At 42.5% G+C, this 24,200-nt stretch carries 19 protein-coding genes and 1 pseudogene; 1 reads left to right on the top strand and 19 read right to left on the bottom strand.

The window, feature by feature from the left end:
- Positions 1 to 32: 32 nt before the first annotated feature.
- From B6A27_RS16590 to B6A27_RS16565, 6 genes and pseudogenes are all read right to left on the bottom strand, one after another.
- The gene (locus B6A27_RS16590; RefSeq protein ID WP_066150745.1) at positions 33 to 740 is read right to left on the bottom strand and encodes an ABC transporter ATP-binding protein; all 708 of its coding nucleotides are present in this window, start codon (positions 738 to 740) and stop codon (positions 33 to 35) included.
- A 16-nt stretch (positions 741 to 756) separates the two neighbouring features.
- Positions 757 to 1,536 carry an ABC transporter ATP-binding protein gene (locus B6A27_RS16585; RefSeq protein WP_066150748.1) on the bottom strand — a complete coding sequence of 260 codons (780 nt, stop codon included), beginning with the start codon at positions 1,534 to 1,536 and terminating at the stop codon, positions 757 to 759.
- Positions 1,517 to 2,815 carry a branched-chain amino acid ABC transporter permease gene (locus B6A27_RS16580; protein WP_066150750.1) on the bottom strand — a complete coding sequence of 433 codons (1,299 nt, stop codon included), beginning with the start codon at positions 2,813 to 2,815 and terminating at the stop codon, positions 1,517 to 1,519. Before B6A27_RS16580 ends, B6A27_RS16585 begins: the two co-directional genes overlap by 20 nt.
- A 9-nt stretch (positions 2,816 to 2,824) precedes the next feature.
- Positions 2,825 to 3,809, bottom strand: a pseudogene (locus B6A27_RS16575) (branched-chain amino acid ABC transporter permease).
- A 184-nt stretch (positions 3,810 to 3,993) separates the two neighbouring features.
- On the bottom strand, positions 3,994 to 5,208 hold the full coding sequence (locus tag B6A27_RS16570; protein WP_066150753.1) for a branched-chain amino acid ABC transporter substrate-binding protein: 1,215 nt from the start codon (positions 5,206 to 5,208) through the stop codon (positions 3,994 to 3,996).
- A gap of 612 nt (positions 5,209 to 5,820) precedes the next feature.
- Positions 5,821 to 7,206 (bottom strand): ATP-binding protein, encoded by a 1,386-nt coding sequence (locus tag B6A27_RS16565; protein WP_080862694.1) that lies wholly within the window; start codon positions 7,204 to 7,206, stop codon positions 5,821 to 5,823.
- Between the two features lie 177 nt (positions 7,207 to 7,383).
- Here B6A27_RS16565 and B6A27_RS16560 point away from each other — a divergent pair, with 177 nt between their 5' ends.
- A complete protein-coding gene (locus B6A27_RS16560; protein WP_066150760.1) occupies positions 7,384 to 8,913 on the top strand; it encodes an FAD-dependent oxidoreductase in 1,530 nt (509 codons plus the stop codon).
- A 300-nt stretch (positions 8,914 to 9,213) separates the two neighbouring features.
- Here B6A27_RS16560 and B6A27_RS16555 read toward each other — a convergent pair whose 3' ends face one another.
- The 13 genes from B6A27_RS16555 to walK all read right to left on the bottom strand — a co-directional run bounded on the left by B6A27_RS16555 (position 9,214) and on the right by walK (position 24,196).
- Positions 9,214 to 10,356 (bottom strand): glycerate kinase, encoded by a 1,143-nt coding sequence (locus B6A27_RS16555; RefSeq protein ID WP_080862686.1) that lies wholly within the window; start codon positions 10,354 to 10,356, stop codon positions 9,214 to 9,216.
- Between the two features lie 460 nt (positions 10,357 to 10,816).
- Entirely contained in the window at positions 10,817 to 11,929 is a 1,113-nt protein-coding gene (locus tag B6A27_RS16550) for an alanine/ornithine racemase family PLP-dependent enzyme (protein WP_197431032.1), read from the bottom strand.
- Positions 11,926 to 13,014: an N-acetyltransferase DgcN family protein gene (locus B6A27_RS16545; RefSeq protein WP_201722577.1), complete on the bottom strand. Its 1,089-nt coding sequence runs from the start codon at positions 13,012 to 13,014 to the stop codon at positions 11,926 to 11,928. The genes B6A27_RS16550 and B6A27_RS16545 overlap by 4 nt, the downstream gene beginning before the upstream one ends.
- 373 nt (positions 13,015 to 13,387) lie before the next feature.
- Positions 13,388 to 14,203: an ABC transporter permease gene (locus tag B6A27_RS16540; protein ID WP_080862685.1), complete on the bottom strand. Its 816-nt coding sequence runs from the start codon at positions 14,201 to 14,203 to the stop codon at positions 13,388 to 13,390.
- Positions 14,200 to 15,222, bottom strand: coding sequence for an ATP-binding cassette domain-containing protein (locus tag B6A27_RS16535; protein WP_080862684.1), 1,023 nt, complete (start codon positions 15,220 to 15,222; stop codon positions 14,200 to 14,202). Before B6A27_RS16535 ends, B6A27_RS16540 begins: the two co-directional genes overlap by 4 nt.
- Positions 15,223 to 15,516: 294 nt before the next feature.
- Positions 15,517 to 17,034 carry an MDR family MFS transporter gene (locus tag B6A27_RS16530; protein WP_369815660.1) on the bottom strand — a complete coding sequence of 506 codons (1,518 nt, stop codon included), beginning with the start codon at positions 17,032 to 17,034 and terminating at the stop codon, positions 15,517 to 15,519.
- Positions 17,035 to 17,327: 293 nt separating this feature from the next.
- Positions 17,328 to 17,798 carry a 23S rRNA (pseudouridine(1915)-N(3))-methyltransferase RlmH gene (gene rlmH / locus B6A27_RS16525; protein ID WP_369824200.1) on the bottom strand — a complete coding sequence of 157 codons (471 nt, stop codon included), beginning with the start codon at positions 17,796 to 17,798 and terminating at the stop codon, positions 17,328 to 17,330.
- A gap of 92 nt (positions 17,799 to 17,890) precedes the next feature.
- Positions 17,891 to 18,046 (bottom strand): CxxH/CxxC protein, encoded by a 156-nt coding sequence (locus tag B6A27_RS16520; RefSeq protein WP_080862682.1) that lies wholly within the window; start codon positions 18,044 to 18,046, stop codon positions 17,891 to 17,893.
- Between the two features lie 96 nt (positions 18,047 to 18,142).
- Entirely contained in the window at positions 18,143 to 19,357 is a 1,215-nt protein-coding gene (locus B6A27_RS16515) for a S1C family serine protease (protein ID WP_080862692.1), read from the bottom strand.
- Positions 19,358 to 19,470: 113 nt separating this feature from the next.
- Positions 19,471 to 20,259 carry an MBL fold metallo-hydrolase gene (locus tag B6A27_RS16510; RefSeq protein WP_080862691.1) on the bottom strand — a complete coding sequence of 263 codons (789 nt, stop codon included), beginning with the start codon at positions 20,257 to 20,259 and terminating at the stop codon, positions 19,471 to 19,473.
- An 8-nt stretch (positions 20,260 to 20,267) separates the two neighbouring features.
- A complete protein-coding gene (locus tag B6A27_RS16505; protein WP_080862681.1) occupies positions 20,268 to 21,053 on the bottom strand; it encodes a two-component system regulatory protein YycI in 786 nt (261 codons plus the stop codon).
- Complete coding sequence (locus tag B6A27_RS16500; RefSeq protein ID WP_080862680.1) at positions 21,040 to 22,386, bottom strand: YycH family regulatory protein; 1,347 nt, start codon at positions 22,384 to 22,386, stop codon at positions 21,040 to 21,042. Before B6A27_RS16500 ends, B6A27_RS16505 begins: the two co-directional genes overlap by 14 nt.
- Positions 22,367 to 24,196, bottom strand: coding sequence for a cell wall metabolism sensor histidine kinase WalK (walK, locus tag B6A27_RS16495; RefSeq protein ID WP_066150792.1), 1,830 nt, complete (start codon positions 24,194 to 24,196; stop codon positions 22,367 to 22,369). The genes B6A27_RS16500 and walK overlap by 20 nt, the downstream gene beginning before the upstream one ends.
- Between the last annotated feature and the right edge of the window lie 4 nt (positions 24,197 to 24,200).

Here is a 24,200-nt window from a genome sequence, read left to right as displayed (position 1 = left end):
AAAAAGGGCTCTTTATATAGAGCCCTTTCCGTCTACGCTAAATAAGCCTCGCGCACCTGCTCATTGACAAGCAGTTCTTGTCCAGGTCCGGTCATGACGATTTCCCCTGTCTGAATCACATAACCACGGTGAGCAATTTGCAACGCTTGGAACGCGTTTTGCTCGACAAGCAAAATTGTCATCCCTTCTTCGTTGAGCTCATGGATAATTTCAAAAATTTGTTCAACGATAATCGGCGCAAGTCCCATCGATGGCTCATCTAGCATTAAGAGCTTTGGCTGCATCATCAGCGCTCTGCCGATGGCTAGCATTTGCTGCTCTCCACCACTCATCGTGCCGCCTTTTTGATGAAGCCGCTCTTTAATTTTAGGAAAGTAGTGAAACACGCGTTCCATACGCTCCTCAATGACTTTTCGATCCTTTACAGAAAATGCCCCCATTTCTAAATTTTCCTTTACCGTTAAACGCGGGAAAATGCGTCGTCCTTCCGGCACATGGGCAATTCCATCAAAAGCTGTGACATGCGGAGGCGTATTCGTAATATCCTTTCCATTGTACAAAATCGTGCCGCTTTTCGGTTTGACTTGCCCGCTGATCGTCTTCAGCGTCGTCGATTTTCCGGCACCATTGCTGCCGATCAGCGTAACGATTTCCCCTTCATTCACCTCAAGCGTAACTCCTTTTAAAGCGTGAATACCGCCATAAAACGTATTAATATTCTCTAAACGTAATAAACTCATCTGCGAGGTCCTCCCTTTATGAAGCTGTTGCAGCCGCGCCTTTTCCTAAATAAGCTTCGATGACTTTTTGATTGTTACGTATTTCATCAGGTGTACCTTCGGCAATTTTTTCCCCATGATCCAACACCACAATATGCTCGGAAATTTCCATGACAAGCTTCATGTCGTGTTCAATCAAAATAATCGTTAAATCAAGCTCTTCTCTCATATTATAAATAAGCTTTGTTAGCTCACTCGTCTCCTTCGGGTTCATCCCGGCCGCCGGCTCATCCAGCAGCAGCACTTTCGGTTGCGTCGCCAATGCGCGGGCGATTTCTAGCTTACGCTGCGCTCCGTATGGCAGATTTTGCGCTTCTTCATTAAATAGTGATTCGAGCCCGACATATTCTAGTAAGCGATAAGCCTCTTTTCTTGCTTCCTTCTCTTCTTTTCTTACATGAGGTAAATTAAAAATTGTACTGAACAGTCCGCCATGAAGATGCGTATGCATACCAACCATCACATTCTCTAAAACAGTGATCGCCCCAAACAACCGAATATTTTGAAAGGTACGAGCAATGCCTTTTCTCGTGACTTGGTGCGGCTTTAACCCTACAATCGATTCGCCATTTAATAAGATATCACCGCTTGTCGGTTGGTAAACGCCTGTCACCATGTTAAAAAACGTCGTTTTTCCGGCACCGTTCGGACCAATCACAGCTGTAATCGAACCCTTTTCCACGTCCATGTCGATGTTGCTGTTAGCGACAAGTCCGCCGAATTGCTTCGTTAAATTTTTAACTGTCAAGATGGACATGCTGTGCCCCCTCCTTTTGTACGCCGGCATTCATTGGCGGATGTCCTGATGTGTCTGTTAAATCCTCTTTTTTAAATACCGGATTTTTCGCCGGCAATAATCCCTGCGGGCGGTAAAGTGCAAATAAAATCAAAATAGCTCCGAAAATAAACCGTTGCATTTTCGCTGGCGAAAGAGCGTCAGGAATACTGATCACACCGTTTAAGCTAAGCTGATTGAGCCAGTTTGTCAGCTCTGTTAACACTTGGAGATTTAGAATCGTCACAAGAGCGGCACCAAGGATGACGCCTGGCACACTGCCCATTCCTCCTAAAATCACCATGACTAAAATCGTAATGGATTCAAGCAGCGTAAAGCTTGTCGGGTCAACAAACGTTTGCTTGGCAGCAAATACGACCCCCATCATTCCGGAAAACGATGCCCCGACGGCAAACGCCATCAGCTTCGTCCGCACAAGATGAATCCCCATCGATTGGGCGGCAATCTCATTTTCCCGCACCGCTTTCCATGCACGGCCGATTTTTGAGTATTCCAAACGGCGAACGGCGAAAATAACTACCAGTAAAATAACTAATACGATGTAATAAAATTGGCTTGGATACATAAAGTCCAGTCCGAATAATTTAGGCGGTTGAACCGATGCGAGCCCCATGGCTCCATTCGTAATATTCACAGGCTTATCCAAGTTATTGAAAATAATGCGGATAATCTCTCCAAAACCTAACGTAACAATCGCTAAATAGTCTCCTTTAACCCGTAAAACAGGAATCCCTAGCAATATTCCGAATAACGCCGCAGCGAGACATCCGATAAAAATAAATACCCAAAAGCTCCCTCCAGAAAGAGGATAATGTCCAAACGGCATAAAATTATTTGCCTGCGATGTGGCAAAAATGCCATATGTGTAGGCCCCGATGGCAAAAAAGGCGACAAATCCTAAGTCTAAAAGCCCTGCCATCCCTACAACAATATTCAATCCGAGTGCCATCGCAATATAAATGCCGACTAACGTTGCCACTTCCATATAAGATTGATACGCTTCCCCTTGGCTAGCGGCAAAGGGGAGCAGTACCACCATCACTAAGCCGGCCACCAGCCATTTGATGCGATTGGAAAATGTGGTAAAATACAATAATAATAAGGAAGCAAGGAGCAATAAAAAAGCGATAACAGATTTTTGAGCCAAATATAAGCTCAGAAATGTCACAACAATATACAATCCGATCATGATTGCCTGAAGGCGCTTGTTCGCTTGAATCGTACTCAGCCAATTTTTCATGTCGATCACCTACACTTTCTCTACTGTCACTTTTCCGAATAAACCTTCCGGCTTGAAAATTAATACGATAATTAAAATAGCAAAAGCAAATACATCCTTATATTCTGCGCCGAGAACTCCGTGGGAAACGATCGGCAAATTCGCCGCGGCAAACATCTCAAGCAAACCGATGAGAATCCCGCCAAACATCGCACCGCGGATATTGCCAATACCGCCTAAAACCGCTGCCGTAAAAGCCTTTAGCCCTAGAATAAAGCCAATGTACGGATCGATCGTTCCGTATTGAACGGCAAACAATACTCCCGTGGCTCCTCCTAATGCTGAGCCAATAAAAAATGTAAGAGCGATGACTTTATTCACGTTTACCGTCATCAACGCCGCTGTTTCCCGGTCTTGTGCAACAGCGCGCATCGCCATTCCCCATTTGGTTCTATTCACGAAAAAGTCCAATGTGATCATCATCACGATAGCGACACCTAATACAATGAAAAACGAGGATTTTACCGATGCATCATTAAATACGGACAAGATTGAAGAGGCTTCAATTCCAATTTGCTTATTGAATAAATTTGGTCCTGTTAAAATAATTGCCATTTTTCAATTCTGTAATAAAACGGACAAGATCTTGAAGCAAAAACGAAATGCCGATCGCCGTGATTAATGTAATAAGCTTCGGCGCATTACGCAACGGGCGATAAGCAACCCTCTCAATACCCATTCCAAGCAAACCGGTAAGTACCGACGTAACGATTAACACCAACACTAAAGTAATAATGGCTGGCATAGAGGTAATCCAACCCAATCCAGAAAACGTCAATAAAATCGCCGTTCCTACAAACGCCCCTGTCATAAAAATCTCGCCGTGAGCAAAGTTAATTAATTCTAAAATTCCATAAACCATCGTATATCCTAGTGCAACAATCGCATATACAGCTCCCAGTGCTAAACCGTCAATCAGCACTTGAGGCAATGTGTGCAATACTTGTTCAATCATTCTGTTCACCTGCCTGTTTTTGCTACTTTTACTTTTCCATCAGAAAGGCGCCTAGCTTTATGGCTACAGACAACAAATGTTCTTTATTTGTCATCAATGAACTAAGCTAGGCGCCCAGTAACACTCTAAACTTTAAATTGAAGGAAAAGGGAGCAATGATCTTCCCCACCTTTTCCAACTATGATTACTGCTTACTTACTTCATCCTCCAATTTAGCTGGATATTTTGCTTCGTCAAATTTATAAATGTAGATTTTCGCATATTTATTGTCGCCTTTTTCATCAAAGCTTACCTTTGTAACCACTCCTTCATATTCTTGAACTTTGCGAACGCCCTCAGCCACTTGCTGGCGAGAAGGAAGCTTGTTTCCGTTTTCTTTAATGGCATTTTCAATTCCTTTTAGCAATACTCCCATGGAGTCATAACCATAAGCAGAATAAGATTCGATATCTTTTCCAAATTTTTGCTTATACTTTTCGGCAAATTGCTTTCCAGCATCTGTCGCTGTCGTAAGACCAGCCGCAGATGTCATATATACATTTTTTACTGCGTCTCCAGCGATTTGCACAAGCGTCGATGAGTCTAAACCGTCACCGCCCATGATCGGTACCGTAATCCCTTTATCGCGCGCTTGCTTAATCAACTGGCCACCTTCCGTATACAAGCCACCAAAGTATACAAGGTCCGGCTTTTTCGCTAGCACTTGGTTTAGCACGCCGTTAAAGTCTTTTTCGCCGACTGTAATTCCTTCAAAGCCGACCACTTGAGCGCCTAGATCTTCAGCGCCCTTTTTAAATGCTTCTGCCAAGCCGCTACCATATGCGGTTTTGTCTTGGATAATGAAGATTTTTTTCGCTCCAAGCTTTTCGATTGCGAATTTCGCTCCTGCAGGTCCTTGGAAATCATCGCGGGCACAAATGCGGTTAACTGTTTTTAAGCCGCGGTCTGTCACGTCAGTTGCTGTGTTTGCTGGGGAAACCATCGGAATGCTGTATTTTTCATAAATTTCTGACGAAGGAATGGCTACGCCTGAGTTAAGATGTCCTACTACACCAAAAATTTGCTTATCGGCTCCAATAAGCTGAGCGTTTGCTACCCCTTTTTTCGGGTCACCTTGGTCATCATAAGGAACAAGCTCCAATTTAAATCCAAGCTTTTCAAAATTTGCTTGCTGTTCTTCTAATGCCAGCTGGGCACCCAATTTAATCGACTCGCCCAATGTCGCACTTCCACCGGAAAGCGGCGTTTGCGTCGCAATCTTAATGACATTGCTTCCACTGCTGCCTCCACTTCCTCCATTGCTAGCGTTTTGATCCTTGTTCCCTCCAGAACATCCCGCTAACAAGCCGACTGCTAGTGTCGCTGTTGCTAAAATTGAGAAGGTTTTCTTGAAGACCATTCGTATCCCCCTTTTTGGACTTTTAAAAATTTTTTATATTTTAAGAAAAATATAATATGAATTTTCAAAATTAACAAGCTTTATTTTTTTCCTAGAAAAAACTTTTTTTCACAAAATACTTTGGATAATGCTATCTAATACTCATTTCTAGGGCTTTTTTACTCAATATTTCGAATCACGAAATATTATTCTTACAAAATTTACTAAATATTTTCAACAATATAAACATAGAATGAAATATTATGGAGAGGTTCCACTCATGGAGCAACTAGATTTCTTTTTTATTTATAAGCACAGCGAAAGATTGAGCAAACGATGTCTGTGAAAATCATCTTGTATTTATAATGTGCCAGCACGTTAACCTCTAAATAAAAAACGAACCTTTCTGAAAGGAAGCGAAAGGCTCGTTTTTTTACTATTTCGATGATCTTCTTCGATTATAATACAGCTGAATAGCAAACGAAGCGAGTTTGTAAAGAAAAGTAACAAAGTTTCTTCTTGGTCACATGAATGAAACGAAAAGTAACCTCCAATAAAGATCCAAAGATGAGAACAATGAACCTCTCCCACCTCCACTTCGGTTAGAGGTGGGAGATTTCTCGGCGGATGATGTTACATCTCATCTATACGGGAGTGCTGTTTCGTCATATAGGCTTGTCTCGGATGGTTGGGCTGATTTGGGTACTTTAATTGAATCTTTCCTTCCTCTAGCAGCTTAGCCAAGTAATTATTACGCAATCCATCAGATGTTCTTTCTAATAAATAGGCTAATTCTTTTAACATCAGTGGCCGTTGCGCACAAAGCTGTAAAATCATTTGCTCCATGACGCTTGGATGAAGCCTTTTTTTCTTACGTGCCAGTTCAGCTATTTTCCATAGCTGTTCATCTATTTCCTCATGATGGATATCCGAATCCATATACTCCATTTTATTTACGGAGTTCGACCGTTTATTTACGGAGTTCGAAGATTTATTTATGGAGTCCAACACATTATTTAAAGAGTTATCCGGTTTATTTACGGAGTAGTCGCGTTTATCTATAGAGTAACCAGATTTATTTATGGAGTTATGGTCGTTATTTAGTAAGTTCAAGTCCTTATTTACTAAGTTATCAACTTTATTTATGGAGTTATCTATATCTGCATGGATCCAATCGCCTAGTCCTTCATCTTGTTCCTGTTCTATCGTTTTTTGGTGATCTGTTTCATATGTTGCTGCAATATCAACTGGAAAAAACATCATGGTAAAAAACGTGCGTTCTGGATGATTCTGTTGAATAAATTCAGGCTGCTTCCATTGATGGGCATCCCATATCGATTGAATATGCTTTAATCCAGATCCTGCCCGTTTACAAAGGCCGATTAGAATAAACATTTTAAATAAATTAGGGTTGCGTAAATTGCTCATGCCGCTTGAAAACGCCGAGTCAGCTGGAATACGGAGCAAACCGGGATTGGAGAGGCGAACGATATTTCGTTCTTTTTCAATGACAATCCCTCCCTCTCCAGAGTAATCAGCATGAACTAAAGCATTGATAACCGCTTCATGGAGCGCTGATTGTACAAATGAATGACTACTGTCCATATGATTCATGACTTTAAAATAAAAATCGTATACATTGCCAGACCATGTTCCGTCTTGAGAAGTAAATCGTTTTTCCCAGTTAGCCGCTTCCATTTCCCCCGTGCTTTCGCGATATTCCAGAAAATATTGCGGCAATACTTCTGTAATAATTCTTTCTTCACTGAACATGATGAGTCCGGCAACCGTGACGCCTTCTTTACTGCTGTTTCTCAGCTTTCCCCATGCACCAATTTTGTATAAAAATTCTTTTGTCTCAAGTCCATTCCATGGGTGCTGCGGCTTTACAGCTGCAAATTTTTCGCGATAATGATTCACTGATTCAAAGTTCAACTCATTCAATCCGTAGTGTTCTAAAATTAAATTGTCTGACATAACCAGTGAATGTCCATCCGGATTATTTGTATATTTATTCACTTCCAATCTCCCTCTTATGCTATTTTATAAAAATAAAACCGGCATCCTATGCTTTTTATTTTATCACCTTTCTTGTGTATTGCGGATAATGGTAAAAAAAGAAAATGGCAGGGATAATTTTTAAAATTCAAGGAAATTTATGTATATGGACAAAAATACTGAAGGAGGTAACAAATCGTGCAGTCTCTTCCATTATCTGTTGAGCCTTATTGGCGTTCATCTGTCAAACTTCCCGAATTCCCTTCGTTAAATGAAGATATCCATGTCGATGTCGCTATTATCGGAGGCGGTATTTCCGGCATTACGACTGCTTATTTGCTTACAAAAGCAGGGAGCAAAGTGGCTCTAATTGAGGCCGACCAATTGCTAAATGGAACAACGGGACATACAACCGCAAAAGTTACAGCCCAGCACGATCTTATTTACGATGAATTGATTCATCACCTTGGTACCGAAAAAGCTCAGCTTTATTATGAAGCTTGTACAGAAGCTATGCGATGGATCCAAACCATCATACATGAGCAAAACATTGACTGTGACTGGAAAGAAGAGGATGCGTACATATACACTCACTCCTCATCCTCTATTCAAAAGCTCATTAACGAATGTAAAGCATATGAAAAGCTTGGAATCAAAGGGGGATTGGTGGAAGATCTTCCGCTGCCGCTTCCCAGCAAAGCTGCTCTTGTCATGAAACAGCAAGCACAATTTCACCCTTTAAAATATTTAACGCATCTCATTGAAGAGATCACACAGTCGGGCGGGCTCATTTATGAGCAGACTCCTGCAAAAGATGTCGAAAAAGGAAATACATTAACGGTCATTACACGCAATAACAAACGAATTACATGCCAGCATCTCGCTGTTTGTTCCCATTTTCCTTTTTATGACGGTGGCTTTTATTTTTCGCGAATGTATGCAGAGCGCTCCTATGTTCTCGGTGTACAAATAGAGGGAGATTACCCTGGCGGCATGTATTTAAGCGCAGATGAGCCGAAACGTTCGATTCGCTATGTCACCACAATCAACGGAGAAAAATTGCTTTTAGTGAGTGGAGAAAACCATAAAACCGGGCAGGGAGTCCCTACCATTCAGCATTATGAGGCTCTTCAATCCTTCGCCTCAGATATGTTTCCAGTGACGTCGATTCCCTATCGCTGGTCTGCCCAAGACTTAACGACATTAGATAAAGTTCCATACATCGGCGCGATGACAGCCCATACCCCTAATATTTATGTCGCGACAGGATACCGAAAATGGGGGATGACCAATGGAACGGTCGCTGGTTTGCTTCTGACCGATCTCATTACAGGGCGAGAAAACCGCTATCATCACCTTTACACACCGTCACGCTTTTATGCTGATCCAAGCGTCAAGCATTTTATTACACAAAATTTAGATGTCGCAAAACACCTTATCGAGGGAAAAATAGAACCTGTCATTCGGACGCCGCAAGATCTGGCTAACGGAGAAGGATCTGTCGTGCTCGTAAACGGGAAGAGGGCAGGGGCGTATAAAGATGAGAACGGTTCATTATTTCTCGTTGATACAACATGTACACATATGGGTTGCGAACTGGAATGGAACAGCGGAGATCGCACATGGGACTGTCCTTGCCACGGCTCTCGATTTTCGGTTTGCGGCGATGTCGTAGAAGGCCCTGCCCAACAGCCGCTTACGAAAATAAGCGAAGAGGCTCTGGATTAACATTTTGTTCTTGTGTCGCATAAATATGGACGAGCAGTATCTATAACCCCTACAAGCGGGAAACAATTGATGATTTGCCTCGGTCACGTTAAAACGTGACCGAGCGCCAACCGTGGAAATCCAGTCATCATCTGCTCACATGGAGACAAGTTATATAAGTTGCGCGCAATAATCGACTATCTCTAAAAGTATTTACCTTTTCTTTATATATCCACCAAGAGATCTCCCACCTTGAAACAACGGACAGACGGGAGATTGTATTTTTACTCCAAAATAAAAACATCCTTAAAACAGGATGTTTTACTTCATATTCATGCCTATTTTGCATGCTACTGCGATATTTTTCGCTGTTTGTGTTATATAATATTCTGCCTGTTCGATTGCTTTCGTCAGCGAAATAATGCCAGGAACAATACTATAAATGGCATCAATGCCTTGACATAGTACAGCGCTGCAATCGTCTCCCAGCGAACCCGCTATAGCCAAAACCGGAATGTGATATGGCTTGGCGGCTTTTGCTACACCGATTGGCACCTTTCCGTAGATCGTCTGTCCATCGATGCGTCCTTCTCCCGTAATAATAAGCGAGGCTCCACGGATGCGTCGCTCGAATTGCACAGCGTTCAGCACGATGTCGATCCCTCGTTTTAGTTCCGCATTCAAAAAAGCAAGTAAGCCCGCTCCTAATCCTCCCGCCGCACCAGCTCCGGGAACATCATGTACTCGTTTTCCGACGGTTCGTTCAATCATATCCGCATAATGACGCAAATTTTGCTCAAGTTGCAGCACCATTTCCGGTGTCGCTCCTTTTTGCGGACCAAAGACGGCTGCCGCCCCTTGCCGGCCGATTAACGGATTTACTACGTCACAAGCCGCTTCTATTTTAACGCGGCTCAGTCTCGGGTCTAATGAGGAAAGGTCAATAGATGCAAGCTTAGCAAGATTTCCTCCGCCAGGGTCAATGTCTTTTCCATGTTTATCTAACAAACGGCCTCCCAATGCTTGCACCATTCCTGCTCCTCCGTCATTTGTCGCGCTTCCGCCGATCCCGATGATCAAGTGGTTCGCTCCTTCATCAAGAGCGGCCCGGATCAACTCTCCTGTCCCTTTTGTTGTCGTTATCAATGGATTTCGTTTGTTATTAGGGACTAAATGCAAGCCTGAGGCGGCTGCCATTTCGATGACCGCTGTTTTTCCATCACCAAGCAGCCCAAAACACGCCTGAACAGGTTCTCCTAAAGGTCCTGTGACTTCTCGTTCCACAATCCGGCCTTTCGTAGCCGCAACCAACGCTTGAACCGTTCCTTCTCCTCCATCAGCCATTGGCATGCATACATACTCCGCCTCGGGAAATACCTCACGAAACCCTTTCTCAATCGCACGAGCGACCTCGATAGCGGCTAAACTTTCCTTAAATGAATCAGGCGCAATGACAATTTTCATCCATTTTCTCCCCCATCTTTTTTCATTGAGTAAAATGTAAGTGTCTTATGACAGCCCCATCCACTTTGGATACGTCTATTATGTATATACAACTTAGTTTCCCAGCATCCATCACCGCTGTTGCAGTTTGCCGTTGTTTCATATACCTCTCTCTATAAGCTTATAACGGATCTTTAGAAAAGAGAAACAATATCTAGTTGGACGCTATATATCCCCATTCAAAAGCACAAAGACTTGTCTCGATCACTCCTCAGCGTGACCGAGAACCGAATAACCAATCACGCGACCTCCATCCCTACTTATTTTGAGGAGAAAATGTTGAGACATCCAATTAGATGGATAGACTTTCGCCATAAAATTTCCCCTGCACGCAAAAATGGAAGCGCGCCTTCTTTTTCATGGTACGCTGTTCCATCTCCTGCGTGCAGGGGGGAGAAAGGATTCTCTTATTTGCTTACGCTTAAGCTGATGTCCTGTTAACAGAGCTATCATCTTTTTCGCTAGCGTGCAAATACTTTTTATAAACATAAGGAGACGTCATAACAGAAAGCATCGCTCCATAATTCAAGGAAAATCTGACCTCATCTCCTGGACGTAAAGAGCTGCTTTTGGCATCGAGAATGATATGATCGCTGCTGGAACCGAGTATCTCAACAGGCGTTACAGGAGTCAGTCCGCTTACTAGTACATCTTGCCGCCCGATTCCTACAATCGCGCGGCGGATCATGCCCCTGTCCTTAAATGATACGGTTTCTCCAAACGCGTTTCTTCCTCTGTCTCCAAACGGTACCGACGGTTTCCATTTCGACTCAATGACCTCTGCCACTAAGCAAAAGGCATCTTGATATAACCCTGGAATAGGCGACCCATGAACCGTTTCTCGTCCTAAAAAAATAGATTCTCCAAGCCGAATGTGATTCATCATGCCGACATCTTTCGTATTCTTAAACCACTGGTAGTTAGCAGAATTTCCTCCCGAAACATATGGAAGCAATAATGAAAATTGTTTTTGGATGGTTTTCACCAAATCCGAAAATTCCTTCATTTTCTGTTCCGTTGGAATGATTCCGCCAAAACAAGCAAAATTAGTGCCAAGACCAGCCATTCGGATTCCCGGAAGCGGTAAAACTTGACGAATAAAGTCTGGGACATCCTCAGGCATAATTCCTTCACGTAAATCTCCCATTTCTACCATTAGAATCACAGAATGCACCTTATGCTGCTTTACCGCTTCTGCTGAAAGGGCCCGAATGACCTCAATCTCGGTATTCATGCTCATATCGGCAAATTGAACCACTTGTTCGATCTCACTCAACGCAGGAGTTCGGATCAGCATGAATGTCGCGTTCAATTGAGCCATTCTCATTCTTTTGAGATTGACGATTTTCGTATCCGCCAAGCTGGTTATTCCGCTTTCAATAAGCGTCTTGGCAATCTCCAGACTGGCTCCGACTCCTTTGACCACTCCGGTAATTTGAATTCCTTTTTCTCCATATAGCTTTTTTAAAACTTGAGCATTGTGTTTGATTTTTCTAAGATCGATTTCCACTCTTGGGGCGATTTCCTTCATCATATCGCCACCCCAGATTGAGCCTTATTTTGCAATGATGGGAAATATTCAATGATTCGATCGACTACTTTATCAGGACCTATTTTTAAAACATCTGTCACGGGCAGATGGAACTTCTGCTCATACTCTCTTATCGTCCTTGTCAATTCTTGATCCGACATTCCTTCGTGGTTCAAAGTGATGGCAATGACCTTTGTTTGGCCGAAATGTTCGATTAAATCTATTTCACTTTGGACAGTCGGCATTTTCATAAACGGAAAATCCCCTAGCGTTTTTCGTTTGGGAGGATGCTGCAAAATCACAGCTTTAGGTCTTGCTCCCTTTAAAACTCCCGCTGAACTGACATAGGCAGGATGGCTTAATGCTCCCTGTCCTTCGACAATCATTATATCGGGTTTTTCATTTTCATAGGCTCTCACAATCTCGCGCTCCAGTTCGCCAATCATATATTGCAATGGAAACGCATCCATAGCAAACCCATAGGAAGCTCCTTGAATCAGCCCTGTTTGTCCGGTTGCGATAAAAGCGGTTCGGTAGCCGCGTTTCTGCAATGCCCTGTCAAGGATCATGGCCGTGGTTCGTTTTCCACATGCGCCATCCGTTCCCAACACAGCGATAATCGGTGTCGGTATTTGCAATATTTGTCCTGTAAATAGGGTCCATTCTTTTTTTGGTTTCGGCTTGCGAATGTCACGGATTTCCACGCCGCATCGGCTGGCGATACGCATCATTTCTTCATCTTCTGTAAGAAACTCCTGAAGCGGGTTGATGATATTCATTCCGGCTTCCATCGCTTGAATAATGACTCTTCGTTCTTCTTCTTTTAGGAAAGCATCAGCAGGGGCAATACCGAGGATGAAGTAGCTTGGCTTTTCCTTAGACACCGCGATGGCCTCTTGAAGGTTTTTGCAAATCGGAATCCCATTCCTTTTGCCATCCAAAAACTCTCCTGAATCCCTTCCTGTTTTTGTGCTGTCAATCACCGCTGTAATGTCATACAAGCCTGAGCTGCGGATTAATCCATTGGCCGTTTTTCCATCCATGGAGCCAAATTGATTTTCACAATAAACAATGGCGTACTTCTTCATACAGAATCCCTCCATCTTCTCATGTGAAATCAATTTTTTCCATAAAAAAGAACACCTTATCAGCTTCCTGAAGTCATGTAATCATCCATTCCTTTAGGAAGAAAGATGTCCTTCATCAAAACGGTCTTATGGCTGGTGAGGTATTTTCGCGTGGAAGAAGTTTCTTAATTAAGATTATAAATCATTTCAATGAAAAATGTGAACTATTTTGCTCTTTTCTAGCTGTTTCGTCGCTGACTCGCATGTACCCGTTTCGCTTGGTATTTCATTGCTTGATATAACCAAGCGAATTCTATGATCATGGAAAACAAGATCATGATGTTGAGTTTGATTTATTAGGATACCGTGCACGAATGGGCGCACGATATCCTGTTTATGCCCGGCGCATATATACACGGACCGTGATAGGTGCAAAGATGGCTACGATGACTGCGGCGCCGATGAGGGAAACGGCGAAATCCCAGCCAATGGTTCCAGCGTTAATTAAATTGCGGACAGCGGTAATAATATGTGAGATCGGATTGATCTTCGCAAACCATTGGAGCCAATCGGGCATTGTCTTGACTGGCACAAAAGCATTAGAAAGAAAAGTAAGAGGAAACAGCACAAGCATCGAGATTCCTTGTACGCTTGAAGCCGTACGGGCAATAACGCCAAAAAAAGCGAAGATCCAGCTGATTGCCCAAGAACACACAATGACAAAAACCGCGGCGATGACGACAGAACCTAGTCCCCCTTCTGGACGATAGCCCATGATATACCCCATCACAAAGGTAAGAACGGTCGCAATGGTATAGCGGATGGTGTCGGCTAAAAGAGCGCCCGCAAGTGGAGCAATACGGGCAATAGGCAGTGATTTAAAACGGTCAAACACGCCCTTGTCCATATCTTCGCGCAATTGAACCCCCGTCACAATCGATGTCCCGATCACGGTCTGCACAAGAATACCTGGAATGATAATCGGCAAATAGCTTTGCACATTTCCCGCAATCGCTCCGCCAAAAATGTAGGTAAACATTAACGTAAAGATGATGGGCTGGAGCGTGACATCAAATAATTGCTCCGGTGTGCGCCGGATCTTCAAGACACCCCGATAGGCCATCGTCAACGAGTTGCGTACCGTCTGGCCAAAGCTTAATCTGCTTTTTAGTTGACGCTTAGCCATGAGCTCGCTAGCAGAATGTCTCATATCCCCACCTCCGTTGTTTCATTAGCTGTCGCAAAAATGTCCCCGTCTTCCTTCACCCCATGTCCAGTAATGGTGAGAAAGACCTCATCAAGCGTTGGTTTCTGAACACTTAACTCAGCTAAATGGATTCCGGCCTCGCGAAGAGCGATCAGCAAATCCGTCACTCGGTCGGCGTCTGCCATCGGCGCCGTAATTTTTCCCGTTTCCAATGACACATTGGCTCGGACCTTCAGCACCCCTTCAACGGTCTGACAAGCCTTCTCGATATCCGTTTCCTGCTGAATTTTCAACTGTAGCGACGAACTGCCGACGGACGCTTTCAGCTCATCTGCTGTTCCCTCAGCAACCACTCGACCGCGATCAATGACGGCAATTCGGTCAGCTAGCTCATCAGCCTCTTGCAAATACTGGGTTGTTAAAAGGACGGTTGAGCCTTGCTTTACTAAGCGACGAATCGTCTCCCACATTTGATTGCGTGTGCGCGGATCCAGTCCTGTAGTCGGTTCATCTAAGAAAATAAGTGGCGGCTGGACAATCAAGCTTGCGGCTAAATCGAGACGGCGCCGCATCCCTCCGGAGAAATGCTTCAACGGGCGTTTCGCCGCTTCGGTCAAGCCGAACTCCTCCAGCAGCTCTGCCGCTTTACGACGCGCCTCTGTGCGGCTTAATCCCAGCAGACGAGAAAAAATCACTAAATTTTCGATCGCGCTGAGCGATTCATCCACCGATGCATACTGGCCTGTCACGCCAATCAACTGTCGCACAATTTGCGGTTCCTTCACCACATCATAGCCAAAAATGCGCGCTGATCCTTCATCCGGCCGCAACAAGGTCGCCAGCATTCGGACGGTCGTGGTCTTCCCCGCTCCATTCGGCCCAAGTACGCCGTAAATCGTACCCGCACGCACATTTAGATGGACTCCATCAACCGCTCGTTTATCGCCAAAAACTTTAACAAGTCCGTGCGCTTCAATAGCCCAATGACCATTGTCTGACACTGTTCGCTGGATATGTCCCATTTCATTTCCTCCTCTACAACTGAGTACATGACTGATGGTAACACACGTTTATGAACAGAATATGAACAATGAATGACTAATAATGAGCTTGTACATACCCATACGGGAAAAATGCTCTCCGCCAAAGCGTCCGTCCGTTTGTATTGCTTATGGGAGCAGCTAATTTATGTCGCGTTGGCAAACGGCAAGAAACATTCTCCATGTATAAAGATGGAATGAGTCATCTTTTAGAAAGTCTGTTCCTAAAATGATCAAAAGGATCAGGGGGCTTTTCCCTGATCCTTTTGATGCTGATTATGAAACTTGTTCGCCGCTTTTTTCTTTGACCGGAATTACCATTCTTTCTTTGCCCATCAAAACAATGGATATAAATGCTAATAGGATGGGCACTAATGTCCATTTAAAAGTGGTAGCAACAGAATTGGCCATCGCATCCGCAATTTTATGAAGGATGTCTGGCGGTATTTTTGCTTGAACATCCGCTGATAATAAAGTGTTTGAATCCAATTTTCCAGCAAATCCGCTCATATGGCCGAACACATCTTTTAAATCACCTTTCAATATATGGTTTTGGATCGTGCCAAAAATGGTCACTCCAATGGTCATTCCTAATGTTCTAAAAAACGTATTTGTCGATGTCGCAATTCCCCGTTTTTGCGGTTCGATCTTATGCTGTGTTGCCATACTTAACAAAGAGAAGGAGCAGCCCATGCCAAGGCCGGCTATAATCATAAAAATCGTCACAGTGGAGCGGGCCGTATTGACATCTAATGTGCTTAATAGAAACATGCCCATAAAAAATAAAACAACAGAAACAAGCATAATGCTACGATAGCTGAACCATCTCACAGATCGGCCCGCCACTTGGCTTCCCACCACTGAGCCAAGCATCATCGGAATTAAAATAATCCCCGAGTTAGTGGCCGTTCCTCCGTATACAGACTGAACAAAAAGAGGAATTAAGACCGTTGTAATAATAAAGGCGGCCCCATAAAAAAATGCCACGGCTTGTGTTGCTGCAAAGAGCTGTCTTTTGAATAAGCTGAATGAAATGATCGGCTCTGATACTTTCCGTTCAATCAAGATAAAGGATACGAAAAGGACAGCAAAAATCAAAAATAGAGAAATAATTTGGACAGAATTCCAATCATACTCTTTCCCGCCAAGCTCTAACGCAAACATCAAGCTGACAACGGAACCAACTAAAGTAAGGGCCCCAAACCAATCAACTTTAAGTTTTTTCAGCTGAAGCGTTTCTTTATAAAACTGAGCAATCAAAAATAAAGATAAAATCCCTAAAGGCAAGTTAATATAAAAAATCCAGCGCCAATTAATTTGATCGGTAATATATGCGCCTAATAACGGACCAATGACGCTAGATAAACCAAACACAGCGCCAAATAATCCTGTCATTTTTCCTCGTTTTTCCGGAGGGAAAATATCGAAAATAATGGTGAAGGCAATCGGCATTAATGAGCCTCCGCCAACTCCCTGAATGGCCCGATAAATGCTTAATTGCACAATGCTCTGTGCGGCTCCGCAAAGAGCCGAACCGATAACAAAAATAGTCAGGCCTAATAAATAGAACCGTTTCCGGCCATACATGTCTGATAATTTCCCAAAAATCGGCATACTAGCCATCGTCGCTACGAGATATGCCGAAGTCACCCAAATAAATTGATCTAGCCCATTAAGCTCCCCTACAATGGTTGGCATTGAAGCGGATACAATCGTATTATCCATTGAAGCCATTAATATTCCTAATAATAGACCGACTACAACGAATCCAACTTTGCTTTCTTGCAAGTTCATAGACATTCCCCTTTTATTTATGATCTGTTAATTTTTTCTCCTCTTTTGGAAACAAGGCATTTCATTCTTCAGCAAATAACTACACCGGCAGGATTTCCTCCGAATTGTTCGCTCGTAAACGAATCCACGTGGTATACAGGAATTTGCTTCATGGAAATCATGCTCCCTTCTAATCGTGTTCACTTGTCATCATACCGCATTTAGTATACCCACATGAAATACATCTTTGTTATCGAGTGATAACCAGAGGTTATACCCTGCTTGCCTATCTAAGCCGTTTTTTTGCTTTACCTCTATTTATGATACGGTTCTCCACGATTAATCCGGAACGCGCGGTAAATTTGTTCAAGAAGAATAAGCCGCATCAGTTGGTGCGGGAAAGTCATTTGTGAAAAAGAAAGTGATTCATTGGCCCGCTTCATTACCTTTTCACTTAATCCGAGCGAGCCTCCAATTACGAAAGCGACTTTGCTCGTACCATAGGTGGCTAGCTTATCTAAATGGATGGCAAATTCTTCAGATGACTTCATCTTCCCATCAATCGCCAAAGCAATGACGTGCATATCATCTGAGATTTTAGCTAAAATCCGCTCACCTTCCTTCTCTTTGATTTGCTTCATTTCTTGGTCGCTTAAATTCTCCGGCGCTTTTTCATCAGCGACTTCAATGATTTCCATTTTCACATACCCAGACAGCCTTTTCACATATTCTTCAATACCTTGCTTTAAATATTTTTCTTTTAATTTCCCTACCGATAAAACCATTATATTCACAAGTCATCCCCACTTTATAAACATCCTATCAACAAAATTTATCCACATATACACAACATCTATCCACATATTGTGCAGAAACATTAGTTCCCCACTATATATGCGGCTTGACGAGAACAATATTCGCATATTCCATCATACTTATCCACAGATAAAGAATAAATTTCTGGCGCTTTTTCATGATTATCCACATACACATCAATGGCCAGCTCCATATGTTCTTCACAACACATAATCATCGTTCTTCCCCCTTTATCCACTTGTGGACAAAGAAAACAGGAGCGTCCTATTCCGCTCCTTGTTTTCTTTGGGCCTGCTTGATAGATTCTTTCCCCTTAAAGCGATTCTTTCGTAAGCTTCATGGTCACCGTTTCCTTTTTCCCATTGCGATAAAAGGTCACTTTCATGTTATCGCCAATGGCTTTTTTCGTATACAGGTACTTTCTAAGGTCAAGTACGTCGCTCACCTTTTGATCATCTAATGCAACGATGACATCAAATTGTCTAAGTCCTGCACGATCTGCCGGAGACCCTGGTCTTACTTGAATAATCGCTACTCCTTCGGTAATATCAGGCGGCAAATGCAGCGTTTCTTGTAAATGGTAGGACGAAATATCACTTAGCGAACGAAGCTCGACTCCCATATAAGGGCGGCGCACTTGTCCATATTGTTCTAAATCCGCGATAATAGGGCGGGCAAAATTAATCGGGATCGCAAAGCCGATTCCTTCAACTTCTTCTTGGGCAATTTTCATTGAATTAATGCCGATCACTTGCCCTTCAATATTAACAAGGGCTCCGCCGCTGTTTCCAGGATTAATGGCAGCGTCTGTTTGTAATACTTCCGCATTCCAATCCGGCAATCCATCTTGATCCAAGTCCACTTCGATGGTCCGGTTTTTTCCTGAGATAATCCCTTCGGTAACAGATCCCGCAAATTGCAGGCCGAGCGGATTCCCAATCGCTATTACTGGTTCTCCTAGCGTCACGACATCAGAATTCCCAAACTCAGCTACATTTCCAACCTTTTGGGCATTGATTTCAAGAACGGCTAAATCTGTTAATGCATCGGTGCCTAACAGTTTCGCTGGCACCCGCGTCCCGTCTTTTAAGCTCACTTCCAATTGGCTGGCGCCTTCGACAACATGATTATTTGTAACAACGAAGGCTTTTCCATCCGCTTTTTTGTAAATGACGCCTGAGCCTGTACCAGCTTCACCACCTTCAGACCAAAAGCTGGCTTCTTGAATGTTTACGACGCCGACCACCGCATCAGATGCCTTATCAATCGCTTTTGTCACTTGAGAAGTAACATTGACGGAGACGTTTTTTTGAACCGTTGGATAATGGCCCGGTTCCCCCGTTTGTTCTTCTCCTTGCTTTGGTGTTACATTATACGGGAGTACATCCCACCTTGATAGCGCAGGAATCGAAAAGGTCACCAGCAATGCTCCTAAAATCGCACCAACCAGTCCGGAAAAAAATGCACCTCTGCGGTTGCCTTTCCGCTTTTGACGATACTCCCCATAATGATCATCATAATATCCCACGTGCGACTCACCAATCCTTTCCATTCAAAGGTCGTGCCTCTTTCTATTATACTGCCCGCTTTTAACAAAAATCCATTTTCAATGGCAATAGTCCATCCTTTGCAAAATCAATGTTAAACATACACCAGCTTGGTTGGCACTTTCGGGTCCGTATCGCAAATTTCAAACTGTTGTCCGACCCCAAATCCCCGATTTTCTAATGTTTGTTCAACTGTCATTCGAGCGAGTTCTTTCATGTTATTATCTTGGCTTAAATGGGCCAAATAAATTCTCTTTGTTCGATCGCCAATGACATCGGTCAAGGCCAGTGCCGCATCTTCATTAGACACGTGTCCGACATCGCTCAAAATGCGTCGTTTAATGCTCCAAGGATAGCGCCCCATCCGAAGCATTTCGACATCATGGTTACTTTCAAACACAAAGACATCGGCATGTTGAATCGTTCCTTTCATTCGATCGCTCACATATCCTGTATCAGTAATTAACGCGAGCTTCTTGCCATCATGATGGAACACATAAAACATCGGCTCTGCTGCATCGTGGGATACTCCAAATGACTCGACATCTAAATCACCAAACGAACGGACAGCCCCTAATGGAAACATAAATTTTTGTTCTGTCGGAATGTCACCTATTAACCCTTCCATGGCCCTCCATGTTTTTTCATTGGCATAAATCGGTAGCTGATATTTTCTCGCCATGATTCCTAGTCCTTTAATATGATCACTATGTTCATGCGTGACCAAAATCGCGGTCAAATTTTGCGGAGAACGTTCGATTTGCTTAAAGAGCTCCTCCATTTGTTTACCGCTAAGTCCCGCATCTACAAGTAAGCGCTGCTTTTCTGTTTCAATATAAAAAGCATTTCCTGTACTGCCGCTTGCCAGGACGCTAAACTGCATCATCTTATTCACTCCAACACATTTCCTTTATCGTTAATGATCTGTCCTTCAAAGCCATGAATAAAATAATCTTTCTTTTCATTCACTACAATGTGCCATGTTGGTGTTAACACTTGTGAAGCCGTAAATTGCACAAGACCATAATATCCGATCTCAATTTTCGTCACTCGGTCCTTCGGCTTTAAATAATCTTTTTTATACAATGTTTCGATCGCTTTAATCGCCGGAATAATTTCTTGCTTTTTATCATATTCCTCTAGATCGTCCAATAGCGTTTGTTCATATGAGACGACTTCATTTTTCTCATTTAAGTGCAGCAGCAGCTTGCCGCTTGAATTTTTATAAATCATTCTGCGGTTATATTTTTGATAACAAGTAATCGTTTTCGATTTATTATCATATTCCCAAAACGCGTAATCCTTCCCATGAATAATGTTTTGCTGCAAAAATTGATTTAAACTGTAAGCATCTTCAAAATCGCCAATAGCTACCGGATGGATAAAGGTTGCTTGTAGCACGGATTGGTCGCTTGCTGTGATTTTTTGATTCTTTAATTTGGCAATTTCATCTCGAGTAAAGATTTTGCTTTTCCCGCTAACATAGGAGGCCTTTTTAATTTCTTTTGGTATATCTACATACGTGATGCCGTTCGCTGCTAACTGTTCTTCAATGGTCTCTTCTAAAAGAACATCTAATTGGCTGCTGTTGCGTTTTTGGATAAACTGATATCCTAAAAAAAGATCAAGGATGAGGAAAGTAATAATAAAAATCGTCTTTGTTTTATTCCAATCCAACAGCATTGCCTCCCCTCATCTCTTCTGAGTCATCATCAGAGAACTTTTTCCATGTTCCATTATATAAATAAAACCAATCCGGCTCTAATACAACCACCTTTTCTCTTTCTTGATCTTTCACAAGCTCATATCCTAACGTGACCTCCGTCAGCAATTCCTTTTTAAATCCTTTTATTTTTTCCAGCTGTTGAATCACTTGCCGTCCGGACTGTAGTTGAACTGGTACGCTTGTGCGATCTGGAATTTCGAGGCGAAATAGCGGGCGTTGGTATTTGTTGATTTCAGCTGCTCCCCAAATTTGAACAATCTCTGACATTCCATAGTTATTGAAAACGGGATGATTGTTCACAAAAAGACGAAAGACAATTTTTCGTTCTTCACGATCCCATTGGACAAAGTGGTACATGTCGGTCCAACCGCCATGCTCATTGACAAAATCAATACTTTTTTGAATCAAGGATGCGCTTTCTTCACTGGATGGCCCAATTGTATATTTAGCCGCTGGGTTTACATATAAAAGCAGCTTTTGCAAAAAGTCAACATCCATCAGCCGCGATCCATCTGTATACTCCTCTCCAAATGTCAAGATGTCCTTTTTTACGAAGCTCGGATCACTAAATAAGGCCTCTTTAAATTTATCTGTATCAAGCTCATCTGTATAATATTGCAAACGATCCATTGTCATTTCTTTTTCTGGTAGAAACAACGTTTTTGTTTCACTTACGTTGTAAGCAAAATAACGCGGTAGCTTCTCCGTATGTTCATATAACTGATTGATTTCTTCAAATGGAACATCCTTGGCCGTAGCCTTGTATATTTTACGGCGTTCTGTAGAGACAAAATAAACCGTAAGACTTGAATGTTTTTCTACAGGAATGATGATCGTATCAAAGCCAATACTATCTAGCCCTCGATCGTCAATTTGAAAAATGGTTTGATAAATATTCATTGGAATTTCGTCAGGGTAAATAATTTCTATTTTCCCTCTTCCATGAATAAAAGACAAAAAGCTTTCTTTGGATACCGTTGAGGAAACATTCTCAAAATCATCAAACGTCCACTTTTTCATGTTTTTAAACAATTTATTTATTTCCGTTTCTTCTATCAATCCGTAATGAGCTGCATTTTTATGAATCAATATTTGCGAAGGACGTACAATCATCGATGGATCTACTTGCGCATTACTGACAGATACGTTTTGGACGTATTCACCATTTTGGATCACATCATATTTTGGGTGATAGGTCCATAGCCCCCATGTAAACAAAATGCTTGTTAACACCAAAACCGTCAACACAATCGTTTTCGCTGTTTCATACCTCATCCCATTCATCCTCTTGAATCCGTTCCAACGGTAATGTAAAGAAAATGGTCGTTCCTTTATGCTCTTGGCTTTTTGCCCAAATGTTCCCGCCATGGGCAACAACGACCTCTTTGGCAATCGCTAATCCAAGCCCTGTTCCACCTAGCTTGCGAGAGCGCGCCTTATCCACGCGATAAAAACGGTCAAATACTTTAGCGAGATCAGATTTAGGAATACCAACTCCCTCATCTGTTACGCTGACTAAAATTTCATTATTCAGCTCTTTTACACGAAATGTAATATTACCGCCTTGAGGAGAATACTTTAATGCATTTGAAATAATATTATCAAGTACTTGCGTAATTTTATCTTCATCAATTTCAACAAAGATCGCTTCGTCAGGGATTTTGCGAATAAACGTTATATTTTCGTTTTTCGTCAATTCAAAACGATCAATCACCTTATGAAAATATCTCGAGAAATTAACCCAAGATTTATTTAGCTTATAGTCTTTACTATCTAATTTCGAAAGCCGCAACAGATCATTGACTAATCGAATCATTCGTTCCGTTTCTGTCTGTGTTACTTCAATAAAACGTGGAGCAATCTGTTCATCTCTCCATAATCCTTCTCCCAACGCCTCCAAATAGCTTTTCATCGTTGTTAGTGGCGTTCTTAGCTCGTGTGAAACGTTAGCTACAAATTCTCTTCGCTCTTGATCGATTTTTTCTTGTTCTGTAATATCGTGCAGTACAACGATCAAACCGTTGACAAATCCTGTTTCCTTTTGAATCACAGACAAGGAGGCGCGCAAAATATAAAGCTCCTCCTCCGTACTAAAGTCCAAAATGAGCGAATCTCCTTCTTCAATTAATGTTTCAAATGTATACTGATCCTCCAATCCAAGCACATCAACAATCGAGCTGGAAAGCACTGTTTCACGTGAAACATTTAAAATATTGAGCGCCGCATCGTTAATCAAAATAATCTTGCCACGGCGATCCGTCGCAATAACGCCATCTGTCATATGCGTAAGCACAAGAGCTAATTTGCGCCGTTCTCCTTCTGTTGTGGCCTGCGCCTCCTCTAGCTTCTTCGTTAAATTATTAAATGTCATGGCGAGCTGGCCAATTTCATCATATCCATATACTTTTACTTTTCTTGAAAAATTGCCTTTTGCCATGGCTAATGCCTGTCTGCGCATATCAGAAATGGGCCGGGTGATCGTACGAGCTAGCAAAATCCCTAGTACCGCTGTAATAGCTAGGGCAATTCCTGTCCCGGTAGCAAAGATCTTGTTGATTTGCCGCATCTGTGAAAATACATTTTCCATAGATGCAATCACATAGATGGCTCCTTTAATTTCATTATTCATCTTAATCGGAGTGGCAGAAATATACATCCGATGGCCCGTTTTCTGGTCAATGAATGCTCGGTCAACCATTTCGCCCGTCACAAGCGCCCGCTTGACAAAAATTTCCGTCGTCCGTTTTCCGACAATGTTTTGCATATAAGGATTGGAAGTAGCCAGCACCTTGCTTTTATCATCAATAACACTGACTTCTGAAATATCCTGCGAGACAAAATCATGAAGAAGGGAGCGAATTTCTTCTTCCAATGTTGGACTTTTAGCATCTCGATCTTTGTTCATTGCTTGATCTACGTTATAAGCAAGCAATGTGATTCGCTCATTCAGCGAAGTTTTAAAGCTTTGAACAAGCTGTGTTTCTAATTCTCTCACAAAGTACACACCGATAATTTGCATCGCAACGAGAATTAATAAGACATAAATCAGCACAAACTTAAAATGAATCGAACGAAATGGGCCTACTTTTTTCATGATG

This window comes from Anoxybacillus sp. UARK-01 (genome assembly GCF_002075365.1).
In the GTDB taxonomy this organism is placed as follows: Bacteria; Bacillota; Bacilli; order Bacillales; family Anoxybacillaceae; genus Anoxybacteroides; species Anoxybacteroides rupiense.
This window is presented reverse-complemented; position numbering and strand designations above follow the sequence as displayed.